This is a genomic window from Pseudomonas sp. GL_117 (assembly GCF_057835125.1).
Map to the genome: position 1 here is coordinate 2,614,497 of NZ_CM174418.1, position 13,894 is coordinate 2,628,390.

At 61.8% G+C, this 13,894-nt stretch carries 17 protein-coding genes; 11 read left to right on the top strand and 6 right to left on the bottom strand.

Annotated features, from left to right (window positions below; translation table 11 throughout):
* Window positions 1–47: 47 nt before the first annotated feature.
* Window positions 48–2,174: a TonB-dependent receptor gene (locus AC3ISR_RS11745; protein WP_463983984.1), complete on the bottom strand. Its 2,127-nt coding sequence runs from the start codon at window positions 2,172–2,174 to the stop codon at window positions 48–50.
* A gap of 95 nt (window positions 2,175–2,269) precedes the next feature.
* A complete protein-coding gene (locus AC3ISR_RS11750; RefSeq protein WP_226457198.1) occupies window positions 2,270–2,659 on the bottom strand; it encodes a DUF2946 domain-containing protein in 390 nt (129 codons plus the stop codon).
* Between the two features lie 93 nt (window positions 2,660–2,752).
* Between AC3ISR_RS11750 and AC3ISR_RS11755 the strand changes: the two genes are divergently transcribed.
* The 3 genes from AC3ISR_RS11755 (at window position 2,753) to AC3ISR_RS11765 (ending at window position 6,246) form a co-directional block, all read left to right on the top strand.
* A complete protein-coding gene (locus AC3ISR_RS11755) occupies window positions 2,753–3,190 on the top strand; it encodes a DUF3995 domain-containing protein (RefSeq protein ID WP_192299729.1) in 438 nt (145 codons plus the stop codon).
* 147 nt (window positions 3,191–3,337) lie between these two features.
* Window positions 3,338–5,836, top strand: a complete 2,499-nt coding sequence (locus tag AC3ISR_RS11760) for a TonB-dependent siderophore receptor (RefSeq protein WP_463983983.1) — start codon at window positions 3,338–3,340, stop codon at window positions 5,834–5,836.
* An 80-nt stretch (window positions 5,837–5,916) separates the two neighbouring features.
* Window positions 5,917–6,246: a hypothetical protein gene (locus tag AC3ISR_RS11765; RefSeq protein ID WP_192299727.1), complete on the top strand. Its 330-nt coding sequence runs from the start codon at window positions 5,917–5,919 to the stop codon at window positions 6,244–6,246.
* 5 nt (window positions 6,247–6,251) lie between these two features.
* On the opposite strand, the gene AC3ISR_RS11770 is transcribed toward AC3ISR_RS11765, so the two are convergent.
* Entirely contained in the window at window positions 6,252–7,151 is a 900-nt protein-coding gene (locus AC3ISR_RS11770; RefSeq protein WP_226457200.1) for a LysR family transcriptional regulator, read from the bottom strand.
* 107 nt (window positions 7,152–7,258) lie between these two features.
* Between AC3ISR_RS11770 and AC3ISR_RS11775 the strand changes: the two genes are divergently transcribed.
* Entirely contained in the window at window positions 7,259–8,308 is a 1,050-nt protein-coding gene (locus AC3ISR_RS11775) for an AbrB family transcriptional regulator (RefSeq protein ID WP_463983982.1), read from the top strand.
* A 93-nt stretch (window positions 8,309–8,401) separates the two neighbouring features.
* Window positions 8,402–8,662, top strand: coding sequence for a hypothetical protein (locus tag AC3ISR_RS11780; RefSeq protein ID WP_463983981.1), 261 nt, complete (start codon window positions 8,402–8,404; stop codon window positions 8,660–8,662).
* Between the two features lie 277 nt (window positions 8,663–8,939).
* Here AC3ISR_RS11780 and AC3ISR_RS11785 read toward each other — a convergent pair whose 3' ends face one another.
* Window positions 8,940–9,884 (bottom strand): GGDEF domain-containing protein, encoded by a 945-nt coding sequence (locus tag AC3ISR_RS11785; RefSeq protein WP_192299723.1) that lies wholly within the window; start codon window positions 9,882–9,884, stop codon window positions 8,940–8,942.
* A 124-nt stretch (window positions 9,885–10,008) separates the two neighbouring features.
* On the opposite strand from AC3ISR_RS11785, the gene AC3ISR_RS11790 reads away from it, so the two are divergent.
* Entirely contained in the window at window positions 10,009–10,212 is a 204-nt protein-coding gene (locus AC3ISR_RS11790; protein ID WP_318652603.1) for a DUF1652 domain-containing protein, read from the top strand.
* On the opposite strand, the gene AC3ISR_RS11795 is transcribed toward AC3ISR_RS11790, so the two are convergent.
* Window positions 10,209–10,349: a hypothetical protein gene (locus AC3ISR_RS11795; protein ID WP_192299722.1), complete on the bottom strand. Its 141-nt coding sequence runs from the start codon at window positions 10,347–10,349 to the stop codon at window positions 10,209–10,211. The two genes, AC3ISR_RS11790 and AC3ISR_RS11795, sit on opposite strands and share 4 nt — an antisense overlap.
* Before the next feature lie 225 nt (window positions 10,350–10,574).
* Here AC3ISR_RS11795 and AC3ISR_RS11800 point away from each other — a divergent pair, with 225 nt between their 5' ends.
* From AC3ISR_RS11800 to AC3ISR_RS11815, 4 genes are read left to right on the top strand one after another with little or no spacing between them, the layout of a single operon-like run.
* Window positions 10,575–10,886: a YXWGXW repeat-containing protein gene (locus tag AC3ISR_RS11800; RefSeq protein WP_192299721.1), complete on the top strand. Its 312-nt coding sequence runs from the start codon at window positions 10,575–10,577 to the stop codon at window positions 10,884–10,886.
* A gap of 37 nt (window positions 10,887–10,923) precedes the next feature.
* The gene (locus AC3ISR_RS11805; protein ID WP_463983980.1) at window positions 10,924–11,502 is read left to right on the top strand and encodes an RNA polymerase sigma factor; all 579 of its coding nucleotides are present in this window, start codon (window positions 10,924–10,926) and stop codon (window positions 11,500–11,502) included.
* Window positions 11,499–11,930 (top strand): hypothetical protein, encoded by a 432-nt coding sequence (locus AC3ISR_RS11810; protein ID WP_463983979.1) that lies wholly within the window; start codon window positions 11,499–11,501, stop codon window positions 11,928–11,930. Before AC3ISR_RS11805 ends, AC3ISR_RS11810 begins: the two co-directional genes overlap by 4 nt.
* Window positions 11,927–12,388: a periplasmic heavy metal sensor gene (locus AC3ISR_RS11815; RefSeq protein ID WP_192299718.1), complete on the top strand. Its 462-nt coding sequence runs from the start codon at window positions 11,927–11,929 to the stop codon at window positions 12,386–12,388. The genes AC3ISR_RS11810 and AC3ISR_RS11815 overlap by 4 nt, the downstream gene beginning before the upstream one ends.
* A gap of 3 nt (window positions 12,389–12,391) precedes the next feature.
* Here the strand turns inward: AC3ISR_RS11815 and AC3ISR_RS11820 are convergent, their stop codons facing one another.
* Window positions 12,392–12,754: an NUDIX hydrolase gene (locus tag AC3ISR_RS11820; RefSeq protein ID WP_463983978.1), complete on the bottom strand. Its 363-nt coding sequence runs from the start codon at window positions 12,752–12,754 to the stop codon at window positions 12,392–12,394.
* Window positions 12,755–12,881: 127 nt separating this feature from the next.
* Here AC3ISR_RS11820 and AC3ISR_RS11825 point away from each other — a divergent pair, with 127 nt between their 5' ends.
* A complete protein-coding gene (locus tag AC3ISR_RS11825; protein WP_192299716.1) occupies window positions 12,882–13,862 on the top strand; it encodes a Gfo/Idh/MocA family protein in 981 nt (326 codons plus the stop codon).
* Window positions 13,863–13,894: the final 32 nt, after the last annotated feature.

Consider the following 13,894-nt stretch of genomic DNA (forward strand, 5'->3'; position numbering starts at 1 on the left):
GTGTGGGAGGGGGCTGGCCCCCTCCCGTATTGGCCTGTGTTCCGGGCTCAGAACTGAGTGTTTACAGCCAGTTCGAAGGTCCTTGGCGACCCCAGGTAATACGCCGGTGACACATGGGCAAACTCGGCATACACCTCATTCGTCAGGTTGCGCACCCGCGCCGTCACCGAGGTGTGCTGATCCACCTTGTAGCGCAGGAACGTGCCGAACAACGTGTAGGCTGGCACCGTCTGGGTGTTGGCGTTATCCGCATAAACCTCGGCGACATACCGCGCGTCCACACCCCCTTGCCAGTCCTCGGCAATATCATAGGTCAGCCACAGGTTGCCCACGCGCTTGGGGACGTTGGTCGGCGTATTGCCCTTGCGTGACACCACGGCACCGCTGGCGAGCTTCTCGTTGAACTCGTCGTATTCGGCGTCCACCCAGGCGAAATTGCCTTCGGCGAGCAGCCGTGGAGTGATGCGCAACGAACTGGCCAACTCAATGCCCTTGGACGACTGCGCACCCACCGGGATGCTGTTGGTCGGGTCCAGCGGGTCGGTGACGGCGAAGTCCTTGCGTTCGATCCTGTAGGCGGCAACGGTGGCCGCGCCACGTCCATCCAGATAGTCGAACTTGCTGCCCACTTCCCATTGCTTGCCGGTCGACACATCGAACACCTGGGTCGTGGTGCTTGGCTGCTCGGCGGCGGTGCTGTATTGCACGTACACATTCGCTGACGGGATGAACTGGTAGGTCAGGCCGACGCGCCCGGTGAGCGGCTCCCAGCTGCGCTTGAAATGCCGCGGACTGGTGGCAGTCAGCGTGCCGTGGTTGGTCACGTCCAGGTCGATGGCGTCATAACGCAGGCCGGTGAGCAGCGACAATTTGTCGGTGAGGCCCAGGCGGTTTTCCACGAACAGCGCCTTGGTGGTGACCTCGTTGGTCTTGTCCTTGTTGAAGCCGGGCCTGGTGCCGGGGATGGCATAAAAATGCCCGGGATCGAAGTTGTTCGGGTCGACGGCACTGTTGCCCGCCGCTCGCAGCGGGCTGTTGGTGGTGCTGTTGAGCTTGTACTCGAAACCGCCAGACCAGGTGGTGGAAAGGCCGAAGACGCTGGCGTCGTGGCGCAACTCGAACTGGTTGCCCTGCTGCTCGCCCTGATGGCGCACCTGATAGGCGGTCGAGCGGTTTACCGCGCTGTTATCGGCGTTGTACTGATAGGTCTCCAGGTTGCGGTAATCGCGCTGGCTGTCGAGGTGATAAAGGGTGTTTTTCAGCGTGGTGCTGTCGTTGAGCCGGTAGTCGATGATCGAGCGCAGCCACACCGTGCGTTGCTCGTAACGTCCGTCGGCGACGTTGTAGTTGTTGAAGCGGTTGTGCTTGTCGATCTTCAACTCGCCGGCCTTGGGGTTGAGCACCGGAGTGCCCCAGTAGGGGCTGTCCTCATGTTCGTCCTGGTATTCCACCGCCAGGGTGTGGGACAGGTCCGGCGTGAGGTCACTGAGCAGGGAAAACGCCATGCTCCAGGCGTCCCGTTTATCGCGGTCGATGTAGCTGTGGTTGGTGTTGCGGCTTACATCCAGGCGCGCGTAGTGCTGCACCTCACTGCCTGGCTCGGTCAGGGCGTGGTTGAGGCCCAGGGCCATGCCAGCGGTGTCGTAGCTGCCGTAGCTGAGTTGGCCTTGCGCGGCCTGTTCTTCACGGCCGGCGAGCTTGGTCACGTAATTGAGCGAGCCGCCCACGGAGCCGGCGCCGTTGATCAGCGAGGAGGGGCCGCCGACCAGTTCCACGCGGTCATAGATCCAGGCATCCACCGGGCGTGCCAGGCCGGTGGCGACGTTGATGCCGTTGAACATCTGGGTGATCTGGCTGCTGGTAAATCCACGATAAGAGACAAACCCGCCAAACCCCGGCGGTGCACTGGCATTGACGCCGGGCAGGGTGTTGGCCGCATCGCGGAACGTCTTGGCACCGTGGCGCTCGATGTCGTTGCGCTTGGCGATGGCCACCGACGCGGGAGTTTCCCGGACGCTCAGCCCGAGCCGCGAGGCCATGCCGCTGGATTGATCCAGGGTCAGGCCGGGGTCGGCGCTTGGTTCGCCAGTGACAGTGGTCGGTGCCAGCTCGACGGCCCAGGCGCAGAAGGGCAGGCAGCCGAACAGGCCCGCCAACAGGGGTAAATGTTTCATGGTTGAATCCTGAAAAACTTGGCTTGAAAACAATGCACGAATGTCCGTCACCCCTTGGGGATGCGGTGGTCAGTGCCGATCAGATAGCGAAGGTGTCAGGCAACAGCGGGCGGCGCGCGGGGATGCGCCGTGGGCCAGGTAAAGCGGGCAGGGATGTCAGCGGCGAGTACCACGGCCGGTGGTGGCGCGTGGGGTTGTGGCAACACCGCCACATTCAGGCTGGAATTGAGCGCCGGGCCCATGCCTCCACTGGAACACAGCGGGCAACCGAACGCCTTGGACAGCGTCGGCAGGCTCTCATCCGTGGAGTTGGCAGGCGTGGGCGCCTGGGTGCGCGGGTCTACCGTGCAGAACTGGCCGCCGATGCCGTTGAGCTGCATCCCGACCATCTGCCCGTGACCGATACTGCAGGCGAACACATTGAACAGGACGCAGCAATAGAGCATCCAGGCAATGAGCGAGCGGTCGGTGCGGGCGAATTTCATGGGGCGGCACTTTACCATCAGCCACCGACGAAATACCTGCAAAAAAACGCAGGGCGACTATCCTTGTTCGCACATTTTCAGGGAGAGCCAGCCATGAGCTTTGTCATTGCACGATGGATCGTCGGTATTTTCACGGGTATCAGCATGGTGCACCTGTACTGGGCGGCGGGTGGCAAACTCGGGTTCCAGGCCGCCATTCCCGAGCTGCCCGGCGAATTCGCCAGCGGGCCGCGACCGGCTTTCATACCGTCGGCACTGATGACATTCCTCGTAGCGATGGGCCTGGTGGCGATTGCCTTGCTCGTGTGCCTGCGCGCCGGTTTGTACTTTTCCGCGGTGTCCCATGGCGCGTTGCAATGGGGCATCAGTGCGATAGCGCTGGTCATGTTTGCCCGGGCGATTGGGGATTCGGAGCTGGTGGGTTTTTTCAAAAAGGTCGGCGGGTCGCGGTTTGCCAGGTTGGATACCTATGTTTATTCGCCGTTGTGTCTGGTGTTGGGGCTGGGGTTGTTGGTCGTTGCGTGGGGGTGATCGCGCTGTGTGGGGGTGAAAGGCCACGCAAAAAGGCGATCCAAGCGCTTGCGGCAGCACCCGGCGAATAAAAACGCCTCTCATTCTTGCCCGATTTGCCGAGCTGCCCGTCATGGTTAATAGAACCTCTATTACCCAGGACCTCCCATGTCGCTTGCTCGTCCCTTGCACCCACTGGCCCTGTCAGTGGCGATGGCTTTTGCCGCTATGCCACTGCTCAATACCCCGTCCGCCTTTGCCGCAGACAGCCGCGGCAGCGTGCGCAGCTTCTCGATTCCCGCCAGTGATTTGAGCCAGGCGCTCACCAGCTTGGCCGAGCAGGCAGGCCTGGTGCTGGCATTCGATGCGGGCTTGACCCGTGGTAAACGCAGCGCTGCGTTGAGCGGGCAGTACGACACAGAGGTGGCGCTGACCCGATTGCTCGCTGGCAGCGGCTTGCAGGCGCTGAAGATCGCCAACGACCGCTATCGCCTGGAGGCCCTCCCGGATAACGGCGGGGCGGTGGAGTTGCAGGCCACCACGATCAGCGGCGGCTATCAGGCCCAGAGCCCCGTGGGTCCGGTGGCGGGTTATGTGGCCACCCGCAGCCTGTCCGGCACCAAGACCGACACCGCCGTGATCGAAACCCCGCAGTCGATCTCCATCGTCACCAAAGACCAGATGCGCGCGCAGAACGCCGAGAGCCTCAACCAGATCCTGCGCTACAGCGCCGCGGTGGTCCCGGAGAGCCGTGGCGCTACGGCTTCGCGGCTGGACCAGTTGACGATCCGGGGTTTCTCGCCGGCCACCTACCTCGACGGCTTGCGCATGCCCTCCAGCCGTGACGCTTCGCCGCAAAAGGACGCCTTCGATCTGGAGCGCGTGGAAGTGCTGCGCGGCCCGGCGTCGGTGCTGTACGGGCAGGGCACACCCAGCGGGGTGATCAACATGGTCAGCAAGCGCCCGTTGGACACTCCGTTTCATGAGGTCGGCGTCGAATACGGCACCTTTAACAAGAAGCGCACCACCTTCGATCTGAGCGGCCCGATTGATGATCAGGGCGTGTATTCCTACCGTGTGGCCGGGCTTTTCGACGACGCCGACGGGCAGGTGGAACACACCGAAACGCGTCGCCAGTCGCTGTCGACGGCCTTTACCTGGCGCCCGGACGACGCCACTTCGCTGACCCTGCTGGGGCACTTCCAGAAGGACCCCAAGGGCGCGTCCTACGGCTCGGTACCTGCCTGGGGCTCGGTATTGCGCAGCCCCACCGGGCGCAAGATCGATGTGGATTTCTATGACGGCGAAAAAGACTTCGAGAAAAGCGATCGCGAGTACTACTCCATCGGCTACGCCTTCGAACATCACTTCAACGATGTGTGGACCGTGCGCCAGAACGCCCGTTACCTGCGCAGCGAGGGCCGCTACCGTAGTCTCTACAGCAACAACCTGCTGAGCGATTACCGCACCATGCAGCGCGCCACCATCGCCAGCGACGTCAACCTGGACGCCTACACCCTCGACAACCAGGCCCAGGCCAGATTCGACACTGGCCCGCTGCAACACACCTTGTTGATGGGCGTCGATTACCAGAACACCAGCACCGACACCCTGCAAGGCTCGACCCGTGTCGGTGCCGGGCCGACCCAGGATATTTTCGACCCGGTGTATGGCCGTCCGGTCGCGACCCCGGCCTACACCACCGACGGTACCTCCCGCAGCGAGCAGACCGGCGTTTATCTGCAAGAGCAAATGAAGTGGGACAACTGGGTGCTGCTGCTGGGCGGCCGCTATGACTGGGCCAGTACCGACAGCACTACCAAGACCCTGAGCAGCGGCGCCAAGAGCCAGTCGTCCCTGGACAGCAAGGCGTTCACCGGCCGCATTGGCCTGGTCTACCTGTTCGACAACGGCCTGGCACCCTATGCCAGTTATTCGGAGTCCTTCAGCCCGCAGTCGGGTACCGGCTACGGCGGTTCGGTGTTCAAACCGACCGAGGGCAAGCAGTATGAAGTCGGGATCAAATACCAGCCGCCGGGCAGCAACAGCTTTATCACCGCCGCGATCTTCGACCTGCGCCAGACCAATGTACTGACCACCGACCCGGACCCCACGCACCTGTGTGGCAGTGGCCGCTGCCAGAGCCAGGACGGCGAAGTGCAATCCCGTGGCTTTGAGCTGGAAGGCAAGGCCAGCCTCAACGATAACCTGGACATCAGCGCGGCATATGCCTACCTGGATAACCGCATCAGCCAGTCCAACAACACCGTGCAATACACGCCCGTCACCGACATCGGTGTAGGCCCGGCCCTACCGGCCAAAGGCACCAGCACCTACGGTGTGCCGCGCCACACCGCGTCGGCGTGGGCGGATTACACCTTCCGCGACGGCCACCTCAAGGGCTTCGGCGTCGGGGCAGGGGCGCGTTATGTCGGCTCGTCCTGGGGCGACACGGCCAACACCCTGAAAGTCCCGGGCTACACCTTGTTCGACGCGGCGGTGCACTACGACATCCCGAACCTCGCCAACCTCAAGGACAACCTGCGCCTGGCGCTCAACGCCACCAACCTGGCGAATAAGGAGTACGTCGCCTCGTGCTATTCCTACTCCTGGTGCTGGTATGGCTCACAGCGCACGGTACAGGCGAGTGCGACTTATCAGTGGTGATAAGGCAATTTAATGGCCCCTCTGTAACCAAATCCTCGCCAGAATCGCTTTTATTTTCAGGTGGTTAGGTGGGGATGCAAATGCGCACTGTTGGAATCATGCTTGTCGCCTGCTCGTTGGCCGGCGGCGCGGCTGCCGTGCAGGCCCGGGAGCTGCGTGAAGGTGACAAGTACATGTGCAGTTGGGGCGCGGGCACGGCCGCCAGGGCCCAGGAGTTGAAGCTCTCGGGTGTGTCGCTGTATGCGGCGCGGCAGAAAATCCAGACCCTCAAATTCAACAAGTCGTGGATGCGCATGATGGCCATGGGCATCACCGAGCAGACCTACGACAGTCGCTCCCGGCTCAAGCCAGAAGCGATTCGCCAAAGCTTCTATCAGGATTGCGTGCGCTACAAAGTGGCGCGCAAATGACCGGTTCAGTGCGACAGCGGTGAGCTGACGTCTTCCTGGAAATACACCTTCGCCGTTTCAATAAACCGTCGATTGGCCTGGGACAGGTATTCGCTGCCTCTCCAGCACAGGTTGAAGTGCATGAACTGCGCGGGCTCGAACGACACCCCGGCCACGCCCGGTTCCTGTTGTTGCACCGAGCGCAGCAGGGTGGAAACCCCCATGCCATTGCGGGTGGCGGCAATCACCAGCGGCACGAAGTTGCTTTCCAGGGCGATGTTGAAGCGCACGCGGGCAGCGTCGCAAAAGGCGTCGAGCAAGTGCCGTTGCAGGAAGGTATTGTCGAACACCAGCAACTGCTCGCCACGCAAACCCTCGGCCGTGACCGACGCCGCGCTCGCCAATGGATGCTGCTCATGCATGCACAGCACCATCTCATCGCTGCCCAGCAAGACCGACTCCCAGTCCGGGTCGACGCGACGTGACTCCAGCAACGCTACATCAATATCCCGCGTTGCCAGGCGTGCGCTGATGTCATCGGCGCTGCCTTCCACCACATGCATGGCGATGCCGGGGTAGTGCGCGCGAAATTGCATCAGCAACTCCGGGATATGCCGGATGCCGTACATCGGCGGGATGCCGACGCGGATTTCACCGCTGTGCAATTGCGTCAGGTCCTGCAACTCGCGGCGGGCCCCGGCCAAGCCTTGCAGGCAGGCTTCAGCGCGGGTGAGGAACAGTTGGCCTTCCGCTGTGACACTGATCTGCCGTGTGGCGCGGTTGAACAGCGCCACCCCCAGTTCATCTTCCAGACGGCTGACTGCCATGCTCAGCGCCGGTTGCGCCACATGCAACGCCTGCGCGGCCTTGGTAAAACTGCCTTGGCGGGCGATCTCGACGCAGTATTCCAGGGCTTTAAGATTCATCGGTTCTCGCATAACAATGTGTGATGTTGATGTTCACAAATGGATATTTTTTGTGATGAGCGCGAGTCTATAACCTGTCGGCATACTTCTCCATGCCGGATCTCAACATGACCTTCAACCTTCGCCAGTATTGGCTTGTCACCCTGATCGCGGGCACCTTGGGCGGCAGTTTTGCGCAGTGGCTCGGCTGGCCGCTGCCCTGGGTGATAGGTGCTTTGCTGGCTGTGCTGATCGGCCGCTGCGGCGGCGCGAGGATGGCGCAAATTCCCCATGGGCGCCAAGCGGGCCAGTTGATTGTCGCGGTGGCGATTGGCTGTTATTTCACTTTGCCGGTGATGCAGCAGGTGGCGGCGCACCTGGGGCTGATTGTCACGGCGGTGCTGTTGACGCTGGTGCTGGCATTGAGCTCGGTGTGGCTGTTGAACCGCTCTGGCGTCGCCTTCGGCACGGCGTTCTTCGCGCTGATGCCGGCCAACTCTACGGAGATGGTTCACCTCGGTCGTCAGCGCCAGGCGGACACCAGCTTTATCGCCGCCGCCCACAGTCTACGGCTGCTGCTGATCCTGCTGGCCGTGCCTGCGCGGGCCAGCCTTGGCCTGGCTCATCCTGTGATGGCTGCGCCATTGCCGGTCATCTGGCCCTGGTTGATCTTTCTGCTGGCTATGAGCCTGTTGGCCGCTATCGGCTTCAAGCGCTGCAACCTGCCCAACCCTTGGACATTCGGGCCGTTCCTGATCTGTGCGGTGGGGGTAGGGTGTAACAATTTGTCGATGAGCATGCCCGGTTGGCTCAGTGGTGTCGGCCAGTTGCTGATCGGGTGTGCGCTGGGCGCCGCCTTCGAGCGGGATTTTTTCCGCCGCGCACCGGGGTTTCTCGTCAAGGTGCTGGCGTTGTTGATTGGCTCGCTGGTTGCGACCGCAGCCGCCGCGTGGGCGTTGGGCACGTGGCTGCAGATGCCATGGTTGTCGCTGGCCCTGGGCATGATGCCCGGCAGCGCACCGGAGATGAGCCTGACCGCTGAGGCGCTGGGGCTGGCGGTTACATTGGTGACGGCGATGCAGGTGATCCGAATGCTGCTGATCCAGGCCGCGTGCCTGCCGGTGTATCGGCTGTTGAAGGGGCATGCAAGCGCCAACGAAAAGCCTGTGTCTGTGTAAGGCCGGCGCTTTACAAAACCACGACAATTGCTGTGTTTCTATTTGCATACAATTGCACGCTTCGTCGCAGATAGAACAGGTCGTCACGGGGCCATGTACCAGCCAGAACCTTCATCGCCAAACAGCTTGCGCCACTATGCGGTCGGCGTGCTGTGTGTCGCGGTGCTGTTGGGCGGCTACTTTATGCATATCAACGCCAGCGCCGATCGCCATCGGGCCGAGGCGGCCGAGCGTCTGCTGCTTTGTCGGCAAATGGAGCGAGTCGCCAGCGCGACGATGACCGACGCTATCAAACTGGGCGACAGTTGCAGGCAATTGGGTGCACAAGCGCCAGAGAGTGTCACCGCGCCTTAGTTAATAACCATTTTTTATAAGGGGGAATATAGGTCGCAAGTATCACGCTTACTTGCACCAAAAAGTGGCATTTGTATGTCGGCCGCCTTAAAAAATGTGTGGTTATTGAATGACTTACGACTGTTTTAATCCGACGAAAGGATTAAAACAGTCTTGTTACAGCTTTTTACAATCGCTACTATAGTCGTGCGTTCACCTCCCACGGTTTATGCATTTTTAAATCCCAAGTTTCCATCAGCTACTTGGGATTTTTTTTGCCCGCGATTTGACCTCGGCGTCAAACTTCAATATCGGCGAACTCTGCGCGCATCCGTCCATTGTGTTTGGCCTTGTAGAGTAATTTGTCGACCTGCTCGACAAACCCCAGCATCGAACTGGCAGGCCTGACGATATGAGTGCCAACCCCGAGGCTCAAGGTCAGCAGCCTGGACACCGGCGAAAACCCGTGTTCGATCTGGCGTTGACGCATCAGGTGCAGGCAGCGTTGCGCCACCAGCCTGGCCGAGGTTGCATCGGTCTCCGGCAACAGCCACACAAACTCTTCACCGCCGATCCGTGCGATGAAATCCCGTGGGCGGTTGGCCGCCTGCGCCAGTGTATTGGCCACCTGGCGCAGGCATTCGTCACCCTTGATATGGCCGTAGTGGTCGTTGTACTGCTTGAAAAAGTCGATGTCGAGAATGATCAACGACAGCGGCAACTGGCTGCGTTGGGCGCTGGTCCATTCGCGTTCGAGCACGGTGTCGAACATGCGGCGGTTGGCGATGCCGGTGAGGCCGTCCTGGAAGGAGTATTCCTCCAATTGCTTTTGCAGGCGGATCAGGTGTTCCTCGGTCTTCTTGCGCTCACTGATGTCGAACATGAACCCGATCAGCGCCTCCACTTCGCCATCCTTGCGCACCACATGCACCACATCGCGGATCCACACATAGTCGCCGTTCACCGTCAGCGCACGGTAATCGGCCTCGTGGTCTACGCCGGCGCGCGATTGCGACACGCAAAAATTCACTACGTACTCGCGGTCGTCCGGGTGCATGCGCGCGACCCAGTCATCCACACTGACCCAGCTTTGCGGCGTCCAGCCCAGCAGTGTTTCGATCTGCGGACCGATGTAGCTGAAGGTCATGCTCTGCCAGTCGATCCGCCAAGGGATCGCCTTGGTCGATTCCAGCAGGGTTTTGTAAACGTCGCTGTCGGGCGGGCTCGGGGGATCGATGCTCATGGTCGGCTGCTCGGGGAGTGGCATAAAGCCAGAGCGTCTGGTGATCGCGGGTGGGAGTCAAGTTTTCGTCAGGGCAACAGACGAGAGGTCACGTGCTGGCTTTCTGGCGCCGGCCCGCCAGCGTTTGGCGGGAAAAAATGAGTGCACCCTCAATAGCGATGGCTCGCTGCGCATCAGCGTGTTCGAGCCGGTTTCCGGTCGCGTCGAGTTGCTGTTGACCTGCGTGTCCCCCGAAGGTCTGGACAGCATCCGTTCCATCTCAAACCTTATCGGTGAGTTGCGCACTGAACTCAAGGCCGGGCGCCGCGGTTTTGCGGCGGTGGGTTAGCTGTTGACGCCGGCGGTGGTGGTCGACACCGCGCCGTAATAGCGCCAGCAGCAATGCCGGTGCTCGGGCACGATCACGCAGCCGCTCAGGCTTGCGATCAACAGGGCGGCAACGAGCATGTAAAGGCGACGGGACATGGCATTTCCTCTTGGTGTGGGGTGCGTCATCTATTGAACGTCGCCACCGGCACACATCCGTCGCACACCTTTCAAACATTTCATCCAGCGTTGCCGGCCCGTGGGCAATACTTCCTCTTACGCACTGTGCGGAAAAAAACTGCGTGTCCTGCGACGGATTCTGCAGCACGTGCCGTTCAACCCATCAGCAGCGGACATTTTCGTTCGTCACCTGAAGGAGTTGCCATGAGCACACTGGCCCGATTGCGTTATGCCTTGCTGATCCCGCTGACGTTCGCCGCGTTTGTCAGCACCCCGGCGTTTGCCCAGACCGAGATCATCATTCGCCAGGCGCCGCCGGTGGAGCGGGTCGAGGTGATTCCCGCCGGGCGCCCCGGTTATGCCTGGGACCGTGGCCACTGGCGATGGGAACGCGGCGCCTACGCCTGGGTGCCGGGCCACTGGCAGCCGGTGATGCGCAACGCACGTTGGCAGCCGGGGCATTGGGAATCCCACGGGCCGAACTGGGTCTGGCGTGAAGGACGTTGGATGCGTTGAAACCTGCCACTTAGCCTGCGGACCGAGAATTACCCGATTGAAAGACACTGATCCGGACGTAGAGCTGCTGGCGCGTATCGGCAACAACGAACCTGCGGCCGTCAACGAAATGGTGACGCGCAAACTCCCGCGTTTGCTCGCGCTCGCCAGCCGGATCCTGGGGGATGCCGACGAGGCCAAGGACGTGGCCCAGGAGAGTTTCCTGCGGATCTGGCGCCAGGCGGCCAACTGGCGAGTGGGCGAAGCGCGGTTCGACACGTGGTTGCACCGGGTAGCACTGAACCTGTGCCGGGACCGCTTGCGCCGGCGCAAGGAGCGCCCGCTGGAGGCGGATGAGGCCCTGGAACTGGCCGACAGCGCCCCGTCGCCGGACGAGCAACTCGAAGCCGCCGACCGCAGCACGCAGATGGCCGCCGCGTTGGCCGCGCTGCCCGAGCGGCAGCGCGAAGCGATTGTGTTGCAGTATTACCAGGAGCTGTCGAACATCGACGCCGCCGCGCTGATGAACATCAGCGTCGAGGCACTGGAGAGCCTGCTGTCACGGGCTCGCCGTCAGTTGCGCAATAGACTTGCCGACACACCAGGGCTTGCCCGCCCAGGAAGGGAAAAACCATGACGCCCGAACGATTCGCCCACTTGGCCGACGCCTACGGCGCCAGCCTGCACCGCTGGCCGCTCGCTGAACGAACGGCCGCCCAGGCTCTGCTCGACAGTGGCAACGCCCACGCCCGCGCAGTGTTGCGTGAAGCCAGCTGGCTCGACGGGCAGTTGGATGCCCATCAACTGGCACCTGCCGATCCGGCGCTGGCGCGGCAGATCCGCCGATCCGCACCGCCACGGGCATCATCGCTGTCGCGTTACGCCAACTGGTGGTCATCCGCCAGCCTGGTGGGCGCGGGTATCGCGGGCATCGTCGCCGGCGTGCTCGTGGCGTCGATGAGCGTGCCGCTGCCGATGCTGTCCTCGGAGGTGCTGCCCAGCGTGTTCGATCAGGGCGATGCTGAAGTGGTGTTTTCCGTCAACGCCGAGGAAGCCGAGCAATGACCTCAAAGTCGCTTAAACCGTGGTTGCTGGTCTCGGTGTTGCTCAACGTGTTTTTGCTCGGTGGGGTGGGCGGTGGCCTCTACCATTGGATGGCCATGGCCAAACCTGCCGAGGCCGTGGTCAACCAGCATGGGTTGCGCCAGGCGATGTTCAAGCTGCCGCCGGAGCGTCGCAGGGAGCTGCGTCAACTGTTGCGGCACAACCGCGCCGACAGCCAGCCATTGATCATGGCCGGTCGCGAAGCACGGCTGGGGGTGATCCAGCAACTGCAAGCGCCGACGTTGGACCGCGAGAGGCTGGTGAGTGAGTTGGCCAAGGCGCGTGAGGCCGATGCGGCATTGCGGGCGTTGGTGGATGCCACGCTGGCTGAGTTCGCGGGCAATTTGCCCCAGGACGAGCGGCAGAAACTGGTGGAAGCGCTGTATTCGCGAGGGCAGGCCAAAGCCAAACAAAAATGAAGACTACAGGCGTCGCAAGAAGGATTTGACGATATGGCGGGTGGCGTCGGTGGTGTCCAGTTGATCCATCGCGGCATAGGCGTGCCAGAGGCAATCGACTATTTCATTACAAGGTCTTGCATCGGCGACGTTGACTACCGAGGCCTCGAACACATGATGCAGGGTGTCGCGGGCCTTCAGCTCCTGCAAGTACAACAACCCGTCCACGTTCAAGCCGGTCTCTTCTTCCAGCTCCCGCTCGGCTGCGCCGACCGGGCGCTCGCCACGTTCGACCTTGCCGCCAGGCAGTGCCCATTTTGATCTGGCCTTGCGCACGAAGAGGATATGCCCCTCGTGTTCGCAAATGACCGTTGCGCGAATTTTCATCGTCTGTGCCCCCGCAGGTGGATGATTGTCATAAAAGTGTAATGCAATTGTCATGCTAAGTCCGGCTGGCGTGGGCCTCGGGGTATGTGGATACTGCGCCCTTGATGAAAACGGACGAGGAAAACAGATGAACACCGTGCGGTGGGGCATGATCGGTTGCGGCAGTGTCACTGAGTTAAAGAGTGGACCCGCTTTCTACAAAGCGCCAGGTTCGGCCTTGGTGGCCGTGATGGGGCGCCGTGAAGCGGCGGTGCGCGATTATGCAACACGCCACGGCATTGCGCGTTTTTATACCGACGCCCAGGCGCTGATCGACGACCCTGAGGTGGACGCGGTGTACATCGCCACGCCGCCCGCCAGCCACCTTGAATACAGCCTGATGGTGGCGGCGGCCGGCAAGCACTGTTGCGTCGAGAAGCCCATGTCGATGAATGCCGAGCAGAGCGCGTTGATGCAGCGCACGTTCGAGCGCGCCGGGTTGCATCTGTTTGTGTCGTACTACCGCCGCTCCTTGCCGCGTTTCCAGCAGGTACGCGATTGGCTGCAAGCAGGGCGCATCGGTGAGTTGCGTCACCTCACCTGGACCCTGTGCAAGCCGCAGGCCGTTGCGGACGCCCACGCCGACAACTGGCGCACCGACCCGGCGATTGCCGGTGGCGGTTACTTTGCCGACCTGGCCAGCCATGGCTTCGACCTGTTCCAGTACCTGGCCGGCGACATCATCGAAGTGGCCGGTTTTACCTCGCGCCAGGCCGGCCGTTATGCCGCGGAGGATGCGGTGACCGCCAGCTGGCGTTTTGCCTCGGGCGCATTGGGCATGGGCTGCTGGAATTTTGTCGCGGACCGACGTGAAGATCGTGTCGTGTTGATCGGCAGCCAGGGGCGTATCGAGTTCTCGGTGTTCGATGACCAACCCTTGCGGCTTGAGGGGGATGAGTGCGAGGTCCTGGAGGTGCCGTGCCACGCACATATCCAGTGGCACCACGTGCTGGCCATGAACGCGCATATCCGCGGTGAGGCGCTGCATCCATCGTTGGCGATCGAGGCATTGAAAACCGACCGGATCCTCGACGCGGTGCTACAACGCAACCCCCATCACCCTGGGTAAGCACGATAGGGTTTATTTTTTCAAGGATACAC